The following is a 21330-nucleotide window of genomic DNA, read 5'->3' on the forward strand; positions in this document are numbered from 1 at the left end:
TGTGTTGAGTCAACGGCTTGAAAACGCGAGGGGGCGGTAGCGCCACGAAGCGGATGGGTTGCGGTCGGTGCCGCCGTGGATACGTCCCAGCCACCACCAAGGGCCTTGTACAGCGCCACCAATTGCACGGCGGCGTTGGTATGTGCCCGCGCGGCTGCGGTTTCGGCCTCGTGCAGGCTGCGCTGGGCGGCCAGCAGTTCGACCAGCGCGATGTCGCCTGCCGCGTAGCGCGTCCTGGCGTGGCCGTAGCTGGTGCGCGCCGCATCCAGTGACATGCCGCGGCGCGCCAAAGTATCCAGCCCGCTGTGGTAGTCGACCAGCGCGCGTTCGGCGTCGCCCAGGGCCGCTAACACGGCCTGCTCATAGGCCAGCGCGGCACGGCGCTCGGCGGCCTCGCGTGCCCGAATTTCGGCTCGTACGCGGCCGCCGTCGAACAGGCGCCAGGAAATCATCGGCAGGATGGAGAAGCGCGCACTGGAGGCATCGAACCAATCGCCCGTACTGAGCGCTTGGAACCCGCCACCGACACCGATGGAGAGTTTGGGAAACAGCTCGGCCGTGGCCACGCCGATGTCGGCCGAACTCGCTGCCAGGCGACGTTCCGCAGCCAGCACGTCCGGGCGCCGGCGCAGCATGTCGGCGCGCTCGCCCACCGGCAGCGCCCGCAGCGTGCTCGGCGCCAAGGGGCTATCAAGCAGTGCCAGCTCCCGCTCCGGCGGTGCGCCGAGTAGCACGCCCAGGCTGAGCACCGCGGCGCGCTGGCGCGCCTCGATATCCGGGATGAGCGCGTTGACTGCCGTCCATTGGGCGTAAGCTGCCTCTACATCGGCGGCCGACGCGTCGCCCAGCGCATGCCGCAGGCGCACCAACTCCCAAGTCTGCTGCAGCGTATCCAGCGTGGCTTGTTGTGCGTGCAACTCGTAGCGGGCGCCGACGGCGTTGAACCAGGTGCGCGCGACCTCGGCCACGATGCGCATGCGTACGCCCTGTGCCTCGGCTTCGGTCGCCTGCAGGCGGGCGCCAGCGCCTTCCAGGGCGCGCCGCTTGGCCCCGAACAAGTCGGCCTCCCAGGCCGCGTCGAAACCCGCGTCGTAGATGGTCTGCGTGGCGTCAAGACCGGGGATGGAGCCTACGGGCAAAGGGCCGTTCTCGCTTTGACGGCGCCGGTTGACGCTGACACCTGCGCCGACAGTGGGCAATGCTTCGCCGGCCACACGATCGCGCAAGGCGCGCGCCTCATCGATGCGTGCCGCAGCACTGGCGCAGATCCAGGTTCTGTGCCAGCGCCGTGACCATCAGGCGATCGAGGGCGGGGTCATCCAGTGCAGACCACCATTGGCTTAAGTCTGCGGATTGGGATGCGCTTGCCAACGGCAGAGTCCAGCCGCTGCCGATGTCGACCGGCGGTGGTTCGCGGTAGTCGGGGCCCACGGTTGCGCAGGCAGTCAGCAGCACGCAGGACAGTGCCAGCGCGAGGGGACGTACGCGCCCAGGGGTCAGGCCGGTGGCGGTTGCGCGAAGAAAGGGTGTGCGGGTCTTGGATTTCATTGCAGGCGTCCTCGGACGAATACGGTGGCCATGGTCAGCGTGGCGAGGGCGATGACCGCCAGCGGCCACAGGCTGGCGAGAATGTCACCGGTCGGCATGGCCTTGAGAAAGCTGCCTTCGACGATGATCAGGAAGTGGGTCAGCGGAATGGCCTGAGCCAGCCATTGCAGGACGACGGGCATGTTTTCCACAGGCGTGGCAAAGCCGGACATCAGCACCGCCGGAATACCGACGGCGAACGCGCCCAGGATGGCCTGCTGCTGCGTCATGCTGACGGCGGAAATCATCAGGCCGATGCCGACCACCGAGGCGATGAACAGCACCAGGCTGGCCAGCAGCAGCGCGAACGAGCCCGTGAACGGAATGCCGAACAGGAAGACGCCGGCGCTGATCATGAACAGGCCCAGCAGCGTGCCGATGGCCAGCGCCGGCAGCGACTTGGAAATGATGATTTCCGGTGTCGAGGTGGGCGACACCAGCAATTGGTCGAAGGTGCCGAGCTCGCGTTCGCGCGCAATCGACAATGAAGTGATCATCAGCGAACTGAACAGCGCCAGGATGCCCGTGAGGCCGGGCACTATGTACCAGCGATAGACCAGGTTCGGATTGAACCAGTGGCGCACGACGACCGGCGTCGGCGCTTGCGCGTCGGGAATGACCTCAGCGCCGACCTCAGCAGCGATAGTGGACAGATAGGCCACAGTGATTTGCCCCGAGTTGCTGCGCCGGCCATCGACCAGCACCTGGGCGCTGCCGCTGTCACCGGCGGCGATGGCGCGCGAGAAATCGACGGGAATAGCGAGCGCGGCGATCACCTCGCCGCGGTCGATAAGCTCGTGCAGCTGCAGCTGGCTGTCGACGTGCCGGACGTGGGTGATGAAGCGGGCACTGTCCAGGCGCTGCACCAGTTCGTTTGACCAACGCCCGGCGTCCTGGTTGTAGACGGCAATGTCGACGTTGCGCACCTCCAGCGTCGCGGCAAAAGCGAATATGAGCAATTGAAGGATCGGTGGGGCGAACACCACCATGCGGCTGCGCGGGTCGCGCAGGACGCTCAGCACTTCCTTGATGAACTGGGCGCGCAGGCGGGTGAACGAGAATGCAGAGAAGAACATCGGTTCACTCCAGGTTTTTGCGCGTGGCGCGCTTGGCGATGACGAAGAACAGCGCACCGATCGCCGCCATGGCCGCCAGGTTGGGCAGGAAGACGGCCCAGATGTCGCCGGCCAGGAACACTGTCTTGAGCGAATCGACGAAGTAGCGCGCCGGAACCGCCCGGGTGATGGCCCGGATCGGTGCGGGCATCGCGTCGATCTCGTACAGGAAGCCCGACAGCATGAAAGCCGGCAGGAAGCCCGAGAACAGCGCGATCTGCGCCGCCAAGAACTGGTTGCGCGCCAGTGACGAGATCAGCAGACCCTGGCCCAGCGCCGGCACCATGAACACCGCCGACAGCAGCAGCAGCGCTGCCAGCGAGCCCCGCATCGGCACGCCGAACACGAACACCGCCAGCGCCGCCGCGCCAAGCGTGGACAGCATGCCGAGCACGAAGTACGGCAGCAGCTTGCCGATCAGGATTTCGGCCACCGAGGCCGGTGTGGACAGCACCGCCTCCATCGTGCCGCGCTCCCATTCGCGCGCCACCACCAGCGCCGTTAGCATGGTGCCGATGATGGTCATGACGATGGCGATGGCGCCAGGAATCAGCGCGCGGCGGCTTTCCAACTCGGGGTTGAACCAGTAGCGTGGCTCCAGCACGATGGCTTGCGCCGGCGCTGCAGCATCCAATCCCGCACGCCAGGACTGCACCACGCCGCGGGCATAGTTTTCGACGTAGTTGGCAGTGTTGGGGTAGGAACCATCGGTGACGATCTGCACCAGCGGTTCACTACCGCGCTGGGCCAAACGCTGCTCGAAGTCCTGCGGGATCACCACGCAGCCGCGCAGCGTGCCTGAGATGAGCTGCTCGGCCACTTCGCGGCGGTCATGGGCGAAGTGTGTGTTCAGGAAGCGCGTGCCGGAAAAGGCTGCGCCCAAAGATTGGGCCGACGCGCCGGGCGACTCCAGCACCACACCGACGCGAACCTCCTTGGCATCCAGCGATACCGCATAGGCGAACAGCAAAAGCAACACCACCGGCAGCACGAACGCGATCAGCAGCGTCGAGGGATCGCGCAGTGCCTGGTAGCTTTCCTTGGTGACCAGGGCCACCAGGCGCCGCAGGTCAAAGCGGCGCAGATCGCCCTGGGTCGGGCCAGCGTCGGCCTTGTGCTTCTCAACGGCGTTCATGCGGCAACCTCCATCTGACGGTCGGCAGACTCCACCAGGTGAATGAAGGCGTCCTCCATGGTCGGGTCGGGCCGCTCGGAATTGGCGGCGATTCGCTTGAGCGCATCAGGCGTATCCAGGGCGATTAGACGCGCGCGCGAAAGCATGGCGACGCGGTCGCAGTATTCGGCCTCGTCCATGAAATGGGTGGTGACCATGATGGTCACGCCCTTGCGTGCCAGACCGTTGATGTGGGTCCAGAATTCGCGCCGGGTGATGGGATCTACCCCTGAAGTGGGTTCGTCCAGAAACAGCACCGGGGGCCTGTGCATCAGCGAGCAGGCCAATGCCAAGCGTTGCTTGTGCCCCAGCGGCAGGGAATCGGGTGTCGAGGACAGCCAGCCGCCCAGATCAAAGGTGGCGATCATTTCCTCGATGCGTTCGCGGCGGGTTTCACCTTCCAGCCCGTAGACGCCGGCCGAGAATTCCAGGTTCTGCCGCACCGAAAGCAGGCCGTAGAGTGAGAACTTCTGCGCCATGTAGCCGAGTCGGCTCTTGGCTGCGCCGGTGGCGCGGCGCAGATCGTGCCCCACCACTTGCGCCTCGCCCGCAGTGGGCTTGAGCAGGCCGCACAGCATCTTGAAGGTAGTGGATTTGCCGGCGCCATTGGGCCCAAGCAGGCCGAAGATTTCACCCTTTTGCACTTCGAAGCTGACGTTGTCGGTGGCCGTGAATTCGCCGAAGCGCTTGGTGAGATTGCGGCAAGACACCGCAATGTCGGAACCCAGCTCGACCGGCGACAGGCGCTCGGCGAGCTGCGATGTACCGCCGGGGCCGCCGCCGAGAAGATCGATGAAGGCGTCTTCGAAGCGGGCCGGCACTTGGGCCAGGCGCACTTGGGCCTGATCCGCCAGCAGTTGTACGTCCTGCACGGTCGCGCCCTCGCGCAGCACCACGCGGACACCAGCGCCCTGAATCACACCATCGCTGACACTGGGCAAATCCAGGACTTTCGTCAGGACTGCTCGGCGTTCGGTGCCGACATCTTCAAGACGGAAGCTCCGGCCTTTGAGCTGCGCGGTCAGCTCTTGCGGTGGGCCGTCGAAGAGCAACTGGCCTTCGTTGAGCAGAAGCACGCTTTCGCAACGCTCGGCCTCGTCCAGATAGGCGGTGGACCAGACCACCGCCATGCCCTCATCGGTCAGGGCCTGCACCATGCGCCACAAATCCTGGCGGCTGACCGGGTCCACCCCGACTCCAGGCTCGTCCAGCAGCAGCACCTTGGGTCGCGCCATGAGCGCACAGGCAAGGCCGAGCTTTTGTTTCATGCCGCCGGAGAGCTTGCCGGCCAGGCGCTTGGTGAAGGGCGCGAGGCGCGTGAAATCTAGCAGTTCGGCGAACAGCGCGGCGTTGCGATCCGCATCCATGCCGCGCAACTGCGCATACAGCCGCATGTTCTCCATCACCGACAGGTCTTCGTACAGGCCGAAGCGCTGCGGCATGTAGCCGCTGGCGACGTGGATCGCGTCGTTGTCCTTGACCACGTCGAAGCCGGCCAGAGTGACACGGCCAGCATTGGGCACCAGGAGCCCGGTCAGAATCCGCATCAGCGTCGTCTTACCGGCGCCATCGGGGCCGACCAGTCCCGTCAGCCGCCCATAGTGGATGCGTGCGCTCAAGCTCCGCAGGGCCTTTACGTCGCCAAAATGCTTGTTCAGGCCTTCGATGACGACGGCGGCGCTATCGGCGCTGGCGCTTGTAGGCGTGGTGGCCATGGCCGTGTTCGCCTGCATCTCAACGCTCCCCCACGCGCGCGCCAGAGACTGGTTTGGCATCGACCGCTATCGTCACGGGCATGCCCTGGCGCAAGGCGGCGTCGGCATCGGCTTCGTCGATGACGATGCGCAGGCGATAGACCAGATCCGTGCGCAAGTCCGTTGTCTCCACCGTCTTGGGCGTGAACTCGGCGCGCGGCGAGATGAAGCCGATCTGGCCGCGATAGACCTTCTCCGAAGAATCGCTCTTGACGCGCACCGCCGTGCCGGGCGCGATGCGCCCCAGATCCGACTCACCCACGTAGGCGCGCACATACACAGGCTTATCCAGACTCAGGCTGTAGACCGTGCTCTGGCTCGCGACCATGCTGCCGGGTTCGCGCACCCGCGCGATGACGGTTCCGTCGCTGGGCGACGTCAATTCGGTGTCCGCCAGGGACGTGGTGGCTTGCGCTGCTGCTGCCTGCGCGGCCGCCAGACGAGCCTCTGCCGCGGCGATGTCCTCTTTGCGAAAACCTTCGATTGCTTGCGACAAGGCGGCCTTGGCTGCTTCGGCGCCCGCGGCGGCCTGATCCCTTGCGGTGCGGGCGGCATCGACCGTACGCTGGCTGCTGGCGCCCGATGCCAGCAGGCCGCTCTGGCGCTGAAAATTGCGCTCGGCCTCGGTGACGAGCGCCTGAGCTTTCTTGAGCGCCTCGCGCGCCTGGGTGATTTCCTGCGGCCGCAGGCCACGGCGCAGCTTGGCCAGTTCCGCCTGCGCCACCTGCACCTGGGCCTGTGCCGCCACAAGGGCGTCCCGATACGGTTGCGCGTCGAGCGCGGCCAGGCGCGCGCCGGCGCGGACGGCATCACCCTCATCGAAAGCCATCTGCATCACGCGCCCGGGCTGGCGGAAGGCCAGTTGCACCTCGCGGATGTCTACGTTGCCGTAGAGGCGCAACGCATCTTCCTTGTTACGGTCGCGCGATAGCCAGAACGCCAGTGCGCCGCCAAGAGCGATCACGACGACAGCGATCACGGCCCAACGAATTTTTTTGATGGAGAGGTTTGGAGTGGTCATTGAAGGGTTTCCGCTAGATAAATATGTTCAGTGCTCGCGCGCGGTCGGCACATTCGCCGCTGACCGGCGCCAAGCCATGGCCGCTATGCCCGCCCACACCAGCGTGCGCAGCGTCATGGCCGCCGCCGTCCGCCGCTCCCAGGCGCCACCCAGAACCACATGCACTCCGAAAGCCAGGAACACGAGCGCACTCGCCACCGCGATGGCAACCGCCAACCACATAGCCCAGCGCCGGCGCATCCACAAGCCAACGCCCGCGACGATGTAGGCGAAACCGGCCAGAAAATTGAACCAGAGCACGAACGGCACATAGTGCCCGGCTGCCTGGCGCGCCGCACCGTCGACAAACAGCACTGCGCCACCTTCCTGGAGGGTCAGCAGGCCAAATCCGATGGCAATCAAGGAAATCACACGCATCCAGATCGCGCGTCCGCTGTGTGCCGTCATGTTTGTTGCTCCCGATTTATCGAAGGGTTTGGAGGTCGCAGTCGCGCTTGCGGAGCAGACGGATCCTTCATTTGGTGCTTTCGATGCCACGCCGATAGATGGCAAACACGCCCGGCGCGTCTCGCCGAATGCGACTGACCTTGCCGGCCAGCAGCGACTGCATGACGAGTCCCTGGATCGTGCCGATGAACAACACGGCGGCGGCATCCACATTCAGATCCGCATCCAACTCGCCCTGCACCTTGCCGGCTTCCATCAAACGGCGCAGGCGCTGTTCGTATTGACGAATCAAGGTCTGCACCATCCGCTTGGCGAGTGTCTCGCCGGAGCGCTGCAGCTCTCCGAACAGCATGCGCGGCACGCCGGGATGCTTGGCCACGAAGTCGATGTGCGCCATGAACATGGCTTCGAGCGCCGCGGCAGGTGACTTAGCGCCTTCGGCCGCCTTGTCCACGCGTACCAGCAGACGCTCGCCGACCCAGGTCATCGTTGCCTCCAGGATCGCGTCCTTGTTAGGGAAGTGACGAAACAACGCGCCCTGCGTCAAACCCATTCGATCGGCGATGGCCGTGGTCGTGATATCGGCCGGGTTTTGCTCCGCTGCCAAGTCGACCACGGCTTGCACCGTGGCTGCACGCCGCTCTTCGGCGGACAGATATTGAGGACGTTCGCTCATCGCTCAGACTCCATAAAGTAAGTGACCTATTACTATCCTAACACGCAAATTAACCAGGACGCAAGATCAGAAAGCAGACAGGCTGTTGCGGTAAGGGCCAGCTCTTGTCCATCCGGTGCGCTCAACGACCGACTTTGATGAATCTCAAGAAGCGAGCGCGCCATTCAAGCGGTTGACGAGGCATTCGACTGACAAGTCGGCTAGTTCGTTGAGGGTGCGGGAAGTTGATTCGCCGGGGCGCCAGTGGAAATTCATCCCACATGGCCAGCAAGGCTTGCATCTTTTCCTGCAAGCGATAAGATAGTAATAAGTCACTTGCTAAATGAGATGATCAAACATGAACCCCCTTGCCACGTCTGACAAGTCCGTGCCGGCACCATCCGAAATCTTTCACCCCGATGTCCTGGATACGCTGGCGAACGCCTGGCGGGCGCGCGCCACTGGCGGGCTGTCGCCGGCTGCGGGTTTGCTGGCTTGGTACGACTGGGCGCTGCACCTGAGCCTTTCACCGGGCAAGCAGCGCAGCCTGATCGAAAAAGGGCTGCACAAGCAGCAACGCCTGGCGCGCTACGCCGCGCACGCTGCAAGCGCTCAGGGCTGCCCAACGTGCATCGAACCGCTGGAGCAGGATCGGCGCTTCGCGGCTCCGGCCTGGCAGCAGTGGCCGTTCAACGTCATTCACCAAGGGTTCTTGCTGCAGCAGCAGTGGTGGCACAACGCCACCACCGGCGTGCGTGGCGTGTCGCGCCATCACGAGAACATGGTCACTTTCGCGGGGCGGCAGTGGCTGGACATGTGGTCGCCTTCGAATTTCGTCTGGACCAATCCGGAAGTGCTGGAAGCCATCAGAGCCAGCGGCGGCGCCAACCTGTGGCGCGGCGCCATGAACTTCTTCGACGATGCGCAGCGTCTCGCGCTTGAGGATGCGCCGGCCGGGGTCGAAGGCTTCGAGGTTGGCAAGGACGTGGCGGTCACGCCGGGAAAGGTGGTGTTCCGCAACCACCTCATCGAGCTGATCCAGTACACACCCACGACACCCGATGTGTATGCCGAGCCGGTGCTGATCGTGCCCTCGTGGATCATGAAGTACTACATCCTAGACCTGTCGCCACACAACTCGATGGTGAAGTACCTGGTCGACCAAGGGCACACGGTGTTCATCATTTCATGGAAGAACCCGACCGTGGTCGATCGTGACCTTGGCCTGGAGGATTACCGGTGGCTGGGGATCATGGATGCGCTGGACACGGTCACGGCCATCGTGCCCGAGCGCAAGGTGCAGGCGGTTGGCTATTGCCTGGGCGGCACCTTGCTGACGATCGCCGCTGCTGCGATGGCGCGCGACGGCGATGATCGGCTGCACAGCTTGACGTTGCTGGCGTCGGAGACCGATTTCCGCGAGTCGGGCGAAATCGCACTGTTCATCGACGACAGCCAGTTGGCTTGGCTAGAAGCCGGGATGTGGGACAAAGGCTATCTCGACGGCAAGCAGATGGCCGCATCTTTCCAGATGCTCAACTCGCGCGACCTGATCTGGTCCCGCCGCGTGCGCGAGTACCTGCTGGGCGAACGCCAGCAGTTCAATGACCTGATGGCCTGGAACGCCGACGTGACGCGCATGCCATATCGCATGCACAGCGAGTACCTGCGGCGCCTGTATCTGAACAACGATCTGGCCGAGGGGCGCTACCAGGTCGGCGGACGGCCGGTGGCGATCGCCGACATCGAAGTGCCGATGCTCATCGTCGGCACGGTGCGCGATCACGTCGCCCCTTGGCCATCCGTCTACAAGATGCACCTGCTCAGTGATGCGGAGCTGACCTTCGTCCTCACCAGTGGCGGGCACAACGCCGGCGTGGTCAGCGAGCCGGGGCACCCGCGGCGCAGCTACCAGATTGCGACCCGCAGCGTCGGCGCTCGCTACGTCGATCCGCAAACGTGGCGTGCCGAAACCCCGCTGAACGAGGGCTCCTGGTGGCCGGCCCGGCAGCAATGGCTGGCGCGGCGTTCGACCGGGCGCGTGGCGCCGCCTGCGATGAGCGGCACGCAACCACAGCTTGGTGATGCGCCGGGGACCTATGTGGCGATGCGATGACATGACGCCCCAAGGCCGCGATTCAGCGACCCGACTTCGACCGGGACATTCCTCCGGGATGGCCCATACCCGCCCCAATGGGGCATTTCATGACCGTGGAGCAATGAAATGAACAGTGAACTGCCCATCCAACTTTACAAGGCCAATGCCGAACTGCAGCTTCAGATCACCCGCTTGCTGCAAGAAAGCGGGCATCATTGGCTAGAAGCCATGCAACAGCTCAGCGCTGGCAGCATGCTGGAGACCACCTCGCGCATCCAGAACCTCCAACAGGCGGCCGACTGGCAGGCGCTTGCAACCTTGCCGACCGAGGTGTTCTGGCGCCTGTCCCAGGGCCGCATGGGCGATACCCAAGCGGTCGGCCAGGCCGCCGCGAAAAGCCAGGCAGTCTTTGCCGATGGCTTGCGCCAATCGCTCTCGGCCTGGCAGGCATCCGTCTCCGGGGCATTCGGCGCCAGTGGTGACACAGCCTCTTTTGCCCAGCTTTGCCAGCAATGGGCCCAGCCCTGGACCGCGCCATCCACTGCGCCCCAGGGCAAAGCCAAGAAGTGAAGAGGTTGCCATGAGCATCCCTCAACGAACGGCCTTGGTGACCGGAGGCAACCGGGGACTGGGCGCTGCGATCGCCCGTTCCCTGCACGATGCCGGCCACCGCGTGATCGTCACGCATACGCCAGGCAACCCCACGATTGACCAGTGGCAGCACACGCAGGCGGCGCAGGGCTACGGATTTGCGGCCTACGGGGTGGATGTGTCCGACTACGAGTCGGCGCAGGAGCTGGCGCGGCGCATTCATGTCGATGGACATCGTATTGACATCCTGGTGAACAACGCCGGTATCACCCGCGACGCGACCTTGCGCAAGATGGACAAGGTCGGCTGGGATGCCGTACTGCGTACCAACCTGGATTCCATGTTCAACGTCACCAAGCCGTTCATCGATCCGATGGTCGAGCGTGGCTGGGGTCGCATCATCAACGTCTCGTCGATCAATGGCAGCAAGGGCCAGTTCGGGCAGACCAACTATTCGGCGGCCAAGGCCGGGGTCCATGGCTTTACCAAGGCGCTGGCGCAGGAAGTGGCTCGCAAGGGCGTAACGGTCAACACCGTGTCGCCAGGTTATCTGGCCACCGAGATGGTGATGGCCGTGCGCGAGGACGTACGCCAGAAGATCGTTGATGCGATTCCGGTTGGTCGCCTCGGTCAGCCGGCCGAAATCGCGGCACTGGTGACTTTCATAGCCAGTGAGGCCGCTGCTTTCATGACTGGCAGCAACGTGGCGATGAACGGCGGCCAGCACATGTCATGAGTCAGGGAACCCGCGGCGCCAGCGGGTGGTTTCCAACGCGGGCAGTCCACAGCTCTTGGAGGAGTTCCATGTATTCCCGATTTCTGGTGCCGCTGGACGGCAGTCCTACATCCCTTCTGGCCCTTGATCATGCGCGCGCCTTGGCCCACCTGAGTGGCGCCACTGTGATCCTGCTGCATGTCGTCGAGCCGGCTCATCACACCAAGGGCTTCGAACGTCCCAAGGTCTATATGGAAGACGTCCGTCCGCGCTTCATGGCGGCCGGCCAGGCCTTGCTGGATGAGGCCGCCAACGGATTGCGTCAGGACGGACTTGCCGTGGAGACGGTGCTTCTTGAAAGCGGTGCCGAGCGCGTATCGGAACAAATCGCCAAGCAGGCCGAGGCGAGTGCGTGTGATCTGGTCATCCTGGGCACCCACGGGCGTCGCGGCGTGGATCGGCTGCTGCTCGGCAGCGACGCGGAGCAGATCGCGCGCATCGCGCCGGTTCCCGTGATGCTGGTACGCCAACCGCACCGCAAAGGAATCACATGAACGAACAAACTTCTGAACACGTTAGTGCCGTTGCTCCCAGCGGTGTCGCGCGTCTCATCGCCCATGTCAAAGCCATGGCCCCGGTGCGCACTGCCGTCGTGCACCCCTGCGACGCGCTCAGCCTGGGCGGTGCACTGGACGCACGCGATGCCGGCATCATCACGCCAGTGCTGGTGGCGCCGCTTGCCAAGCTGCGCGCCGTTGCAGCCGATTTCGGGCTGGATCTGGGGGACAGTGAGATCGTTGATGTGCCGCACAGCCACGCTGCCGCGGCCACCGCCGCCAGGCTGGCTGGCAAGGGCGAGGTGCAGGCACTGATGAAAGGCAGCTTGCACAGCGACGAGTACCTGGGCGCCATTCTGGCCCCCGAGGCTGGCCTGCGCACCGAGCGCCGCTTGACGCACTGCTACATCATGCAGACGGCCAGCTACCCCCGGCCCTTCATCATCACCGACGCCGCCATCAACATCGCTCCGTCGCTTGAGGACAAGGCCGATATCGTGCGCAACGCCATCGATCTGGCGCACGTCATCGGTGTGGCCGAACCCAAAGTCGCCATCCTGGCGGCGGTGGAAACGGTGAACCCTCGCATGCGCTCGACGCTGGATGCGGCAGCCCTGTGCAAGATGGCCGACCGCGGCCAGATCACAGGGGGCCTAGTCGACGGGCCGCTGGCCTTCGACAACGCGGTCTCGCCCGAGGCTGCGCAAGTCAAGGGCATCCGGTCGGCCGTGGGAGGGCAGGCTGACGTGCTTGTTGTGCCTGATCTGGAAAGCGGCAACATGCTGGCCAAGCAGCTTGAGTTCCTGGGCGGTGCCGAGAGCGCCGGCATCGTCATGGGCGCGCGTGTGCCCATCGTGCTCACCAGCCGCTCCGACTCGCGCACCACGCGCCTGGCGTCCTGCGCCATTGCACTCATGCTGGCCGAACGCAGGCGCGCCGCGCCGCCGTGAGGCGCTTGCGCCACCGATTCAACCCGCATTTCAAAATGGAGTCTTCACCATGAAATACAGCTTCAAGGGCAACAGCGCCATCGTCAGCGGCGGTGGCTCCGGCATCGGCGAGGCGACGGCCCGTCTGCTGGCCGCCAACCGCGTGCAGGTTGTTGTCTCCGACATCGACCTTGAGGCCGCACGGCGCGTGGTGGAGGTCATCGACGCCGCCGGCGGCCGCGCCGTGGCGCACGCCGGCAACACCGCCCGTCCCGACGACGCACAAGCAGCGGTGCAGTGCGCACTCGAACATTTCGGCGCCCTGGATCTGGCATTCAACAATGCCGGTATCAGCGGTACGCTCAAACCTGCGGGAGAACTGGCGGCGGACGAGTGGCAGCACGTCATCGACGTCAATCTCTCTGGTGTTCAATATGCCCTGCGGGCGCAGATTCCGGCCATGCTGGCCGCCGGTGGTGGTGCCATCGTCAACATGTCGTCCATCCTCGGCCTGGTTGGCAGCGCTACCGCCCCAGCCTACGTCGCCGCCAAGCATGGTGTCACCGGCCTCACGCGTTCAGCGGCGCTGGCCTACGCGGCGCAGGGCATCCGCATCAACTCCATCCACCCGGGCTATATCGATACGCCGCTGCTCAAAGTGTTGGACGAGGCGACGTTGGCGGCGCTCAAGGGCATGCACGCAATCGGGCGCCTGGGCCAGTCCGAAGAGATCGCCCACGCTGCCTGCTTCCTGCTCTCCGAGGGCGCCAGCTACATGTGCGGCAGCGCGCTGGTGGTCGATGGCGGCTATACCGCCGCTTGAAATTACGGTCGCGGCTGAGGTCGGCAACGCCGGTGCAGCATCAAGGTGTGAGACAGGTGGCCTTTGCATTCTCTTTGCGGTGGTCGATCGTGATCGTTGCCGTGTTCGCACTTGGCGGCTGCGCGATTGTCAGCGAGTTCAAGCCCTCTGTGACTGTACGCGCAATGGCACCGGATGAATACGTTGCGCTACGGCGGGGCGATGTCCTCGGCACGGGAAAACTGAGTGCGTTGACTGTGCAGGCCCTCCGCGTCGCCGAAATTGATGAACGGGCCTGCGCAAAGAGCACCTCACTTGCTTGTATTGCGGCGATAGCCGCAGTCAAGGACATGGACGAAGAGACCAAGACATCGGCTCTGGCTGAGCTTTGGTTGCAGCATGCCATGTCCATTTCAATGTCGGCTCCTTACACCGAATCCTCCTCCACTTCAGCTTGGATCGAGACGGCACGGTATGCGTATGCCTATCTCTTCTTTACCAGGCGTGTACCCGGCGAACGCGCGTTTGAGGAGCGGCAGACGCAGGTGCGCGACTGGTACAACTACGCAGTACAAAAAACGGTCGCACAGCTGTTTGGCGTACGCCAAGGGACACCGGATGCGAAGGCTGTGAAGGCCAAAGGTGTGCTGCGTTTGGGTGATTGGGCTTTGCGAGTTGACCTGAATGCTCGCCTGCCGAACGGCGTGGCAATGCCGCGTGAGTTGTTGCCTGCCAGTGCACTGAGATTCCAAGGTCTGCGCGGCATCTACCGTAGGGATGGCCTGGGCGCTGAACTGGTGGCCGTAACCGATGCCCAGTCGTTAACCAATCACAACGGGTTACCCACCGGAGATGATTTTTCGAAGAAATCCACCGCCTGGAACGAAATGCCCACCCCCAACGTGACGGTAGTGCTCCGCTTCGACGTGCGCTCTATGGAGGAGCTGCTGGCCTCGCACGAACTCGTCGTTGCGGTGTATGACCCGCTGGTCCAAGACTATTTGTCGCTCCATGGGCAACGCGTTCCGCTGGCTGGCAATTTCACAGCTGGCTATGGTCTGTGGCTGGCACGCTCGGAGTTCAATCGGCAATCGTTGTTGGGTCTGCTTGGGCGTGACCGTGGAATCGATCAGCCGCGCCTGTATCTGATGCAGCCATTCGATCCACAGCGGCGCATCATCGTGATGCTGCATGGACTGGCGAGCAGCCCCGAGGCTTGGGTCAACGTGGCCAATGAACTTCTGGCCGACGAAGAACTGCGGTGCGCCTTCCAAGTCTGGCAGGTCTATTACCCCACGAACATGCCGCTGCCAGCCAATCATGCGGCAATCCGACAAGTTCTGCTGGCCGCTTTGCATCACTTCGACCCGGAGGATAAAACCGCAGCTTCACACGGGCTGGTGTTGGTTGGGCACAGCATGGGCGGAGTGCTCGCGCGGTTGATGGTCTCCACGTCGGATCAGCAATTGTTGAAATGGGCCGAATCGGATCCGAGGATCGATCTGGATCGTCTTGGCAAGAGCCGCGCCAAAATTGACCCTCTCCTGCAATTTCAGCCATTTCGAGGTGTTGAGCGGGTGATATTCATCGCCACGCCCCACCGTGGAACCGTGGTTGCCGGCCAAGGGTTTGGGCGCTGGGTGGCCGGATTGGTCCGCTTGCCGCTGAAGCTGCTGGAAGCGCTCGCTGGCGCCATTCCGGCTCGCGCCGACACCATGGGAACAACCCAGGAAACGCTCCTGGAGCGCATTCCCAACAGCATTGATCAGCTCGACGAAAAGGATCCCTTTGTCAAAGCCGCAGCAGAGCTTCCTATCTCGGATCGGGTGTCATATCACTCGATTATCGCCAGGCAGAACACCGATGGTTCTCTTGCGGACTCCGACGACGGCCTGGTTCCGTACAGAAGTGCCCATCTGGAGGGGGCCGCATCGGAAAGGATCATCGTGTCCGGGCACAGCGTGCAGGAGACCGCTGCGTCAATCGCAGAGATCAGGCGAATCCTGCGTGAAGACATTGCAAGACATCAGTTGACAATCGCAGATATTCCTCCCGCCGAAAGGAGGGGGACTTGCCTCGCCTATTAATCGATTCAGTCATTGTTTTTTGATACTTTAGTGAGTAACATATCACTAGCTTTTCTCTAATTCAATTTGGACTGCTTGCATCGCAACCGAGACACTTTCGGTTCGGAGGGACAGCGTCCCTGGTGTGCTCATATGAATGAAGCATCAGACCGCACCCCATAGAACGTGGACGATCTGACACGCTAGGAAGGGCATAAGTGGAATTGCGCCACCTTCGATGTTTCATCGCTGTCGCGGAGGAGCTTCATTTCGCTCGTGCCGCTGAACGGCTACACATCGACCAATCGCCGCTGTCTCGCACCATCAAGGAACTGGAGGAAGAACTTGGTGCGCGCCTGTTCGTTCGCACTACCCGCAGCACGCAACTGACCCGTGCAGGTCGATTGCTCTTGGAACACGTACCGCGCATCTTTACTGCGCTGGAGCAAGCCCGCGATAGCGTCAGGTCTGCTTCCAATGGCTATCACGGGCAATTGCGCATTGCCTTGTCCGATGGCATCACGCCATCACGCTTGCCGGCGCTGCTTGCGCAGTGCCGTGAAGAAGACCCCGAGGTCGAGGTTCGATTATTCGAGGTTCCGCTGGCCCAGCAGATCAAAGGCTTGCACGATGACCTATACGATGCCGGTTTTTCGATGGCCGATGATGTGGGCGATGGCATCGTGGCCACATCTGCCTGGGAGGACGAATTGATGGTCGCAGTACCTGCTCGCCATCCCGTGCTCTCCTTCAGGCAGGTTCCGCTGGAGGAAGTGCTGCACTATCCGCTGGTGTTGGGCGATCCCGCAATCTGCGAAGGCCATGCACGTCAGGTCGAGCGCATCCTGCGCAAGCACGAGCAGGAGCCGCTGATAGTCCAGCACGTTTCCACCTTTGACCTCATGATGACTCTGGTCTCCGCCGGATTGGCCTTGGGCCTGGCTGGCGCGGCGCACATCAGCTCCAGTCGCGAGCTTGGTGTTGTGGCTCGACCCTTGGCGGGTAAACCGCCGATGCTGACAACCTATCTGCTGCGTCGTGATGCGGAGACTCCAGAAATGTTGACCCGGTTCATTGAACGAGTGGCCTTCATTGACTCGGCAGGTAATCTGAGCAATGCCAAAAATATCCGACCCACCCGATGAAAGGATTGGAACCATGCATAAGGTGATGCTGCTGATGCTGGCTGCCACACTGACTGCATGTGGACCCTCTCAACTCTCGGAAACGGTAGACGCGCTTACAGCCAATCCCGAACGCATCAAGGAGATTCAACGCCTGTGCAAGGAAGATCGCGCGAAGGTCGATGATGAACTTTGCCGACGCGCCGCAGAAGCCGCAAAGCGGCGTTTCTACGGTGATCGGCCGGAGCAGAAGCCCAGGTAGTCACCCGCGCACTCGCTTCGCTTTGGAAAAATCCGTCCGTTACCTCGCCACGCTGAAATGCGCTCGTGGTTGCAACGCATTTATTGCCCTCGCTACAGCAAGAACTCCTGCTTTTTTAGCCTCAATTCCTGCCATAACGGCCTTTGACCGGCACTGACCCGGCACCGATCCTGACGCCTACGGCACGTCTTTGTGCCGCTTTTTCCATGAGGAATCAGCGCAGGAGAAATCGGAGGCCAGGTCATGCAAGGAACGAACGTGCTGTTCGGTCAGATTGCCGTGGTATTCGGCATCGTGATCGCCGGTGTGTGGGGTGCCACACAATGGACAGCAGCAGCCCTTGGCTACCAACTACGCCTCGGCTCGCCCTGGTTCGATTTTCTTGGCACGCCGATCTACCACCCGTGGAAGCTGTTTGAGTGGTGGTTCGTTTTCGATGCTTACGCGCCGCGCGTGTTTGATACCGGCGGCGCCATCGCGGGCGGCAGCGGCCTGCTCGCGGTGGTCGTCGCTATCGGCATGTCGATCTGGCGATCGCGACAGTCGCGCCTGGTCACAACCTACGGCTCTGCGCGATGGGCCAACGCGCAGGACATTCGCAAGGCGGGTCTCACACAACCGTCCGGCGTGTTCCTTGGCCAGCACGACCGCCAATACCTGCGCCATGAAGGCCCGGAACACGTCCTGACTTTCGCGCCCACGCGCTCGGGCAAGGGCGTGGGCACTGGTGGTGCCGACGTTGCTGTCCTGGCCAGCCTCGGCCGTCATCCACGACATCAAGGGCGAAAACTGGCAGATCACCGCCGGTTGGCGCTCGCGCTTCTCGCACTGCCTGCTGTTCAACCCGACCGATGCGAAGTCGGCGGCCTACAACCCGCTGCTGGAGGTTCGGCGCGGCGCGCATGAAGTGCGCGACGTGCAGAACATCGCGGACATTCTGGTCGATCCCGAAGGCGCGCTGGAGAAGCGCAACCATTGGGAAAAGACTTCGCACGCGCTGCTGGTCGGAGCCATTCTGCATGTGCTCTACGCGGGTGCAGACAAGACGCTGCGCGGCGTCGCCAACTTCCTGTCCGATCCGGCCAGCCCCTTCGAGCTGACCTTGCACCGAATGATGACCACGCCGCACCTCGTCAAGGAGGAAGGAGGTGGCCCGCATCCGGTAGTGGCCTCCGCCGCGCGCGAGGTCTTGAACAAAAGCGACAACGAGCGTTCCGGCGTGTTGAGCACCGCCATGTCGTTCCTCGGCCTGTACCGCGACCCCACGGTGGCCGAAGTCACGTCGCGCTGCGACTGGCGCATCGCCGACCTGATCGCGGCCGAGCATCCGGTGTCGCTGTACCTGGTGGTGCCGCCTTCGGACATATCGCGGACGAAGCCGCTCATCCGCCTGATCCTCAACCAGATCGGCCGGCGCCTCACCGAATCGCTCGACGGCTCCGACGGCATCGAGCGCCGCCACAAGCTGCTACTGATGCTCGACGAGTTTCCGGCACTGGGGCGCCTGGACTTCTTCGAGACGGCGCTGGCTTTCATGGCGGGCTACGGCATCCGCAGCTTCCTCATCGCGCAGTCGCTCAACCAGATCGACAAAGCCTACGGCCAGAACCATTCGATCCTCGACAACTGCCATGTGCGCGTGACGTTCGCCACCAACGACGAACGCACCGCCAAGCGTATCTCCGAAACACTCGGCACCGCGACTGAGCTACGTGCACAGCGCAACTACGCGGGCCACCGGCTGGCGCCATGGCTGGGGCACCTGATGGTGTCGCGCCAGGAGACGGCCCGCCCGCTGTTGACGCCGGGCGAAGTCATGCAGCTTCCGCCCGACGAGGCTGTGGTCATGGTGTCCAGCGTGGCGCCGATCAAAGCCAAAAAGCTGCGCTACTACGCGGACAGCAATTTCAAGCACCGCGTGCTGCGGCCGCCTGCGCTTGCGGACAGGCAGTACGCCGACGCGCCGCCGTCGCGGCCTGACGACTGGAGCGGGCTGGCAATTCCTGCCGTTCAGGCTGCATCGGCCACGGCATCCGCCTATGGCCTGGGGAACTTGGCCAGCGATGACGGCGGCCCGCGCCGTCAGCCCGAGCTTTCCGAAACCGTCGCCTATGACCCCGAACTGGCCGCGCCCGCAGCCGACTTGGCGCTGTTCGATGACGACGACGACCTGCCGCTTCCCCTTCCGCGCCAGCTTGATCCGGCCATGCAGAGCGTGGCCCGGCTGGCTTCCCTCGACCCCAGCGACGGAATCGAGCTATGAGTCACTACCGCCTCAACCTGTTCATCCAGCCCGAGCACGCCAAGCGCTTGGACGAGCTGGCCGCCAAGAAAGGCGTGTCCAAGTCGTCCATCGTCGCCGCTGCCTTGGCGTCCTGGCTGTCGCCGGACGCAGCAGACCAGCGCGAGGCGGCCATCGCCAAGCGGCTGGATCGCCTGTCACGGCAGGCCGAGCGCATGGAGCGCGACCAGAACATCGCCATCGAGACGCTGGCGCTGTTCATCCGCTACTACCTGACCGTGAGCACGCCGGTTCCCGAGGCCCATCAGGAGGCCGCCCGCGCCCAGGGCAAAGCGCGCTTCGAGCAGTTCATCGAACAACTCGGCCGCCACCTGCTGCGGGGCCGGAGCTTAGTGCGCGACGTGGTGGAGGAGCTGCATCCCGACCCAATGCGGATGGAAGACGCGGCGGCAGCCGCGCAAGCGCAAGCGCAAGAGCGTGCGTCATGAGCGCCGCTCGGCAGTCCATGAGCGCCTCGTCGCTCGACCGTCGCATCCAGATGCTGCGCACGGCCATGGGGCCGTTGATCGCCGCGGCGCTGGAAGACCCGGACGTGGTGGAAGTAATGCTGAACCCTGATCGCACCTTGTGGATCGACCGGCTTTCGTCAGGCCGCGCACCAATGGGTGTGGAGCTACCCGAGGCCGATGGTGAACGCATCATTCGCCTTGTCGCGGCCCACGTCGGTGCGGAGGTGCATCGCGGCCAACCCCTGCTGTCGGCCGAGTTGCCGGAAACGGGAGAACGCTTCGAGGGCATCTTGCCGCCGGCCGCACCGGGGCCGGCCTTCGCGCTGCGCAAGCGCGCCATCGGCGTGATCCCGCTGGTGCGGTACGTCATCGACGGAATGATTACCAGCGCCCAGGCGGGCTTTCTGGTGCACGCTGTGCGCGAACGCCAGAACGTCTTGATCGCCGGCGCCACCAGCAGCGGCAAGACCACGCTCGCCAATGCGTTGCTGGCCGAGATCGCCGCCACGGGCGACCGCGTGCTCGTACTCGAAGACACGGTGGAACTGCAATGCGCGGCCCGCGACCACGTGCCGCTGCGCACGCAGCAAGGCGTAGTGTCGATGACCGAGCTGGTGCGTTCGTCCATGCGCCTGCGACCGGATCGCGTCGTCGTCGGCGAGGTGCGCGGCGCCGAGGCGCTGGATCTCATCAAGGTCTGGGGCACGGGCCACCCCGGCGGCATCGCCACGATCCACGCCGGCTCCGCGCTCGGCGCGCTGCTGCGCCTGGAGCAACTGATTCTCGAAGTAGCCGTGAACCCGCCCCGTGCGCTGATCGCCGAGGCAGTCAACGTGGTGATCCACATCGCCGGGCGCGGGCGCAAGCGCCGCATCGAGAACATCGCCCGCGTCGTCGGCTTCGACGGCGTGGGCTACCAACTGGCGGACGCGCTGGAAACGCCGTTTCCCGAGCTGCCGCCGATCCCCGATGCCGCACCCGCTGCGGCGACTTCCTCGTCCCCTGACCAACCTGGAGAACTGCCATGACGCAGATGACCATTCCTGCTTTCCGTGTTTCCGTAAATCCGGCTTTACGCCTTGCACGGCTGCGCAGTCTCGCCCGCCCTGCGGGGCAAGGGCTACTGCTGGCCGCGCTGCTGCTGTTCCTGGCCAGAACCGCGCAAGCCGCCGGCTCCTCGATGCCGTGGGAAGGGCCGTTGCAGTCGATCTTGGAGTCGATTCAAGGGCCGGTGGCGCGCATCGTCGCGGTCATCATCATCATCGCCACGGGCCTCGCGCTGGCCTTCGGCGACACGTCGGGCGGCTTCCGCAAGCTGATCCAGATCGTGTTCGGCTTGAGCATCGCCTTCGCCGCTTCGAGCTTCTTCCTGTCGTTCTTCAGCTTCTCCGGCGGGGCTGTCGTATGAGCAGCCTGGATACCTTCGCGGCCGGGTTCGAGGTGCCGCTGCATCGCTCGCTGACCGAGCCGATTTTGCTGGGCGGCGCACCGCGAACGGTCGCCATTGCGAACGGCACGCTGGCCGCCGCTGTCGGGCTGGGGCTGCAACTGTGGATTCCGGGCGTGGTGCTCTGGATCGTCGGCCATTCGCTGGCGGTTTGGGGCGCGCGCGTCGATCCGCAGTTCATGGCCGTGTTCGCCCAGCACATCAAGCACCGCCCGCTGCTGGACGTGTGAGGGGA

General features: G+C 63.9%; 18 protein-coding genes and 3 pseudogenes. 14 read left to right on the plus strand and 7 right to left on the minus strand.

Annotation, left to right across the window (positions count from 1 at the left end; genetic code table 11):
* Nucleotides 1–14 precede the first annotated feature (14 nt).
* The 7 genes and pseudogenes from ACQ858_RS09935 to ACQ858_RS09965 form a co-directional block, all read right to left on the minus strand.
* A pseudogene (locus ACQ858_RS09935) lies at nucleotides 15–1548 on the minus strand (efflux transporter outer membrane subunit); the annotation flags it as partial.
* A complete protein-coding gene (locus ACQ858_RS09940) occupies nucleotides 1545–2663 on the minus strand; it encodes an ABC transporter permease (RefSeq protein WP_004356012.1) in 1119 nt (372 codons plus the stop codon). The pseudogene ACQ858_RS09935 and the gene ACQ858_RS09940, both read right to left, overlap by 4 nt.
* A gap of 4 nt (nucleotides 2664–2667) precedes the next feature.
* Complete coding sequence (locus ACQ858_RS09945; protein WP_431276489.1) at nucleotides 2668–3837, minus strand: ABC transporter permease; 1170 nt, start codon at nucleotides 3835–3837, stop codon at nucleotides 2668–2670.
* Complete coding sequence (locus tag ACQ858_RS09950; protein ID WP_004356016.1) at nucleotides 3834–5609, minus strand: ATP-binding cassette domain-containing protein; 1776 nt, start codon at nucleotides 5607–5609, stop codon at nucleotides 3834–3836. The genes ACQ858_RS09945 and ACQ858_RS09950 overlap by 4 nt, the downstream gene beginning before the upstream one ends.
* Before the next feature lies 1 nt (nucleotide 5610).
* Nucleotides 5611–6651, minus strand: a complete 1041-nt coding sequence (gene hlyD, locus ACQ858_RS09955) for a secretion protein HlyD (protein ID WP_288099948.1) — start codon at nucleotides 6649–6651, stop codon at nucleotides 5611–5613.
* Between the two features lie 27 nt (nucleotides 6652–6678).
* The gene (locus ACQ858_RS09960) at nucleotides 6679–7098 is read right to left on the minus strand and encodes a hypothetical protein (protein ID WP_021249552.1); all 420 of its coding nucleotides are present in this window, start codon (nucleotides 7096–7098) and stop codon (nucleotides 6679–6681) included.
* Between the two features lie 67 nt (nucleotides 7099–7165).
* A complete protein-coding gene (locus tag ACQ858_RS09965; RefSeq protein ID WP_021249553.1) occupies nucleotides 7166–7774 on the minus strand; it encodes a TetR/AcrR family transcriptional regulator in 609 nt (202 codons plus the stop codon).
* Between the two features lie 337 nt (nucleotides 7775–8111).
* Between ACQ858_RS09965 and ACQ858_RS09970 the strand changes: the two genes are divergently transcribed.
* From ACQ858_RS09970 to ACQ858_RS10035, 14 genes and pseudogenes are all read left to right on the plus strand, one after another.
* Complete coding sequence (locus ACQ858_RS09970; RefSeq protein ID WP_431276490.1) at nucleotides 8112–9869, plus strand: PHA/PHB synthase family protein; 1758 nt, start codon at nucleotides 8112–8114, stop codon at nucleotides 9867–9869.
* 108 nt (nucleotides 9870–9977) lie between these two features.
* A complete protein-coding gene (locus ACQ858_RS09975; protein ID WP_431276491.1) occupies nucleotides 9978–10421 on the plus strand; it encodes a phasin family protein in 444 nt (147 codons plus the stop codon).
* A 10-nt stretch (nucleotides 10422–10431) separates the two neighbouring features.
* Nucleotides 10432–11178, plus strand: coding sequence for an acetoacetyl-CoA reductase (gene phbB, locus ACQ858_RS09980; protein ID WP_028840149.1), 747 nt, complete (start codon nucleotides 10432–10434; stop codon nucleotides 11176–11178).
* A 68-nt stretch (nucleotides 11179–11246) separates the two neighbouring features.
* Nucleotides 11247–11711: a universal stress protein gene (locus ACQ858_RS09985; protein WP_028840150.1), complete on the plus strand. Its 465-nt coding sequence runs from the start codon at nucleotides 11247–11249 to the stop codon at nucleotides 11709–11711.
* A pseudogene (locus ACQ858_RS09990) lies at nucleotides 11663–12664 on the plus strand (bifunctional enoyl-CoA hydratase/phosphate acetyltransferase); the annotation flags it as partial. The gene ACQ858_RS09985 and the pseudogene ACQ858_RS09990, both read left to right, overlap by 49 nt.
* Before the next feature lie 49 nt (nucleotides 12665–12713).
* On the plus strand, nucleotides 12714–13466 hold the full coding sequence (locus ACQ858_RS09995; protein WP_288099940.1) for an SDR family NAD(P)-dependent oxidoreductase: 753 nt from the start codon (nucleotides 12714–12716) through the stop codon (nucleotides 13464–13466).
* 56 nt (nucleotides 13467–13522) lie between these two features.
* Entirely contained in the window at nucleotides 13523–15532 is a 2010-nt protein-coding gene (locus ACQ858_RS10000) for an esterase/lipase family protein (RefSeq protein ID WP_431276492.1), read from the plus strand.
* Nucleotides 15533–15729: 197 nt separating this feature from the next.
* A complete protein-coding gene (locus ACQ858_RS10005) occupies nucleotides 15730–16656 on the plus strand; it encodes a LysR substrate-binding domain-containing protein (RefSeq protein WP_004358735.1) in 927 nt (308 codons plus the stop codon).
* Nucleotides 16657–16669: 13 nt separating this feature from the next.
* Entirely contained in the window at nucleotides 16670–16897 is a 228-nt protein-coding gene (locus ACQ858_RS10010; protein WP_083881277.1) for an EexN family lipoprotein, read from the plus strand.
* Between the two features lie 243 nt (nucleotides 16898–17140).
* A pseudogene (locus tag ACQ858_RS10015) lies at nucleotides 17141–19160 on the plus strand (conjugal transfer protein TraG).
* Complete coding sequence (locus ACQ858_RS10020; protein ID WP_004358731.1) at nucleotides 19157–19627, plus strand: ribbon-helix-helix protein, CopG family; 471 nt, start codon at nucleotides 19157–19159, stop codon at nucleotides 19625–19627. Before ACQ858_RS10015 ends, ACQ858_RS10020 begins: the two are co-directional and overlap by 4 nt.
* Entirely contained in the window at nucleotides 19624–20676 is a 1053-nt protein-coding gene (gene trbB / locus ACQ858_RS10025) for a P-type conjugative transfer ATPase TrbB (protein WP_028839641.1), read from the plus strand. Before ACQ858_RS10020 ends, trbB begins: the two co-directional genes overlap by 4 nt.
* Nucleotides 20673–21056, plus strand: a complete 384-nt coding sequence (locus ACQ858_RS10030; protein ID WP_004358728.1) for a TrbC/VirB2 family protein — start codon at nucleotides 20673–20675, stop codon at nucleotides 21054–21056. Before trbB ends, ACQ858_RS10030 begins: the two co-directional genes overlap by 4 nt.
* Nucleotides 21053–21325, plus strand: coding sequence for a VirB3 family type IV secretion system protein (locus ACQ858_RS10035; RefSeq protein ID WP_004358727.1), 273 nt, complete (start codon nucleotides 21053–21055; stop codon nucleotides 21323–21325). The genes ACQ858_RS10030 and ACQ858_RS10035 overlap by 4 nt, the downstream gene beginning before the upstream one ends.
* Nucleotides 21326–21330 lie beyond the last annotated feature (5 nt).

Source organism: Variovorax ureilyticus, from assembly GCF_050632185.1.
In the GTDB taxonomy this organism is placed as follows: Bacteria; Pseudomonadota; Gammaproteobacteria; order Burkholderiales; family Burkholderiaceae_C; genus Variovorax; species Variovorax ureilyticus_A.

Excerpts from the sequence above, each read along its gene's own strand:
- ACQ858_RS09940 (WP_004356012.1), bottom strand. The coding sequence starts at position 2,663 with ATGTTCTTCTCTGCATTCTCGTTCACCCGCCTGCGCGCCCAGTTCATC.
- ACQ858_RS09945 (WP_431276489.1), bottom strand. The coding sequence starts at position 3,837 with ATGAACGCCGTTGAGAAGCACAAGGCCGACGCTGGCCCGACCCAGGGC.
- ACQ858_RS09950 (WP_004356016.1), bottom strand. The coding sequence starts at position 5,609 with ATGCAGGCGAACACGGCCATGGCCACCACGCCTACAAGCGCCAGCGCC.
- hlyD (WP_288099948.1), bottom strand. The coding sequence starts at position 6,651 with ATGACCACTCCAAACCTCTCCATCAAAAAAATTCGTTGGGCCGTGATC.
- ACQ858_RS09960 (WP_021249552.1), bottom strand. The coding sequence starts at position 7,098 with ATGACGGCACACAGCGGACGCGCGATCTGGATGCGTGTGATTTCCTTG.
- ACQ858_RS09965 (WP_021249553.1), bottom strand. The coding sequence starts at position 7,774 with ATGAGCGAACGTCCTCAATATCTGTCCGCCGAAGAGCGGCGTGCAGCC.
- ACQ858_RS09970 (WP_431276490.1), top strand. The coding sequence starts at position 8,112 with ATGAACCCCCTTGCCACGTCTGACAAGTCCGTGCCGGCACCATCCGAA.
- ACQ858_RS09975 (WP_431276491.1), top strand. The coding sequence starts at position 9,978 with ATGAACAGTGAACTGCCCATCCAACTTTACAAGGCCAATGCCGAACTG.
- phbB (WP_028840149.1), top strand. The coding sequence starts at position 10,432 with ATGAGCATCCCTCAACGAACGGCCTTGGTGACCGGAGGCAACCGGGGA.
- ACQ858_RS09985 (WP_028840150.1), top strand. The coding sequence starts at position 11,247 with ATGTATTCCCGATTTCTGGTGCCGCTGGACGGCAGTCCTACATCCCTT.
- ACQ858_RS09995 (WP_288099940.1), top strand. The coding sequence starts at position 12,714 with ATGAAATACAGCTTCAAGGGCAACAGCGCCATCGTCAGCGGCGGTGGC.
- ACQ858_RS10010 (WP_083881277.1), top strand. The coding sequence starts at position 16,670 with ATGCATAAGGTGATGCTGCTGATGCTGGCTGCCACACTGACTGCATGT.
- ACQ858_RS10020 (WP_004358731.1), top strand. The coding sequence starts at position 19,157 with ATGAGTCACTACCGCCTCAACCTGTTCATCCAGCCCGAGCACGCCAAG.
- trbB (WP_028839641.1), top strand. The coding sequence starts at position 19,624 with ATGAGCGCCGCTCGGCAGTCCATGAGCGCCTCGTCGCTCGACCGTCGC.
- ACQ858_RS10030 (WP_004358728.1), top strand. The coding sequence starts at position 20,673 with ATGACGCAGATGACCATTCCTGCTTTCCGTGTTTCCGTAAATCCGGCT.
- ACQ858_RS10035 (WP_004358727.1), top strand. The coding sequence starts at position 21,053 with ATGAGCAGCCTGGATACCTTCGCGGCCGGGTTCGAGGTGCCGCTGCAT.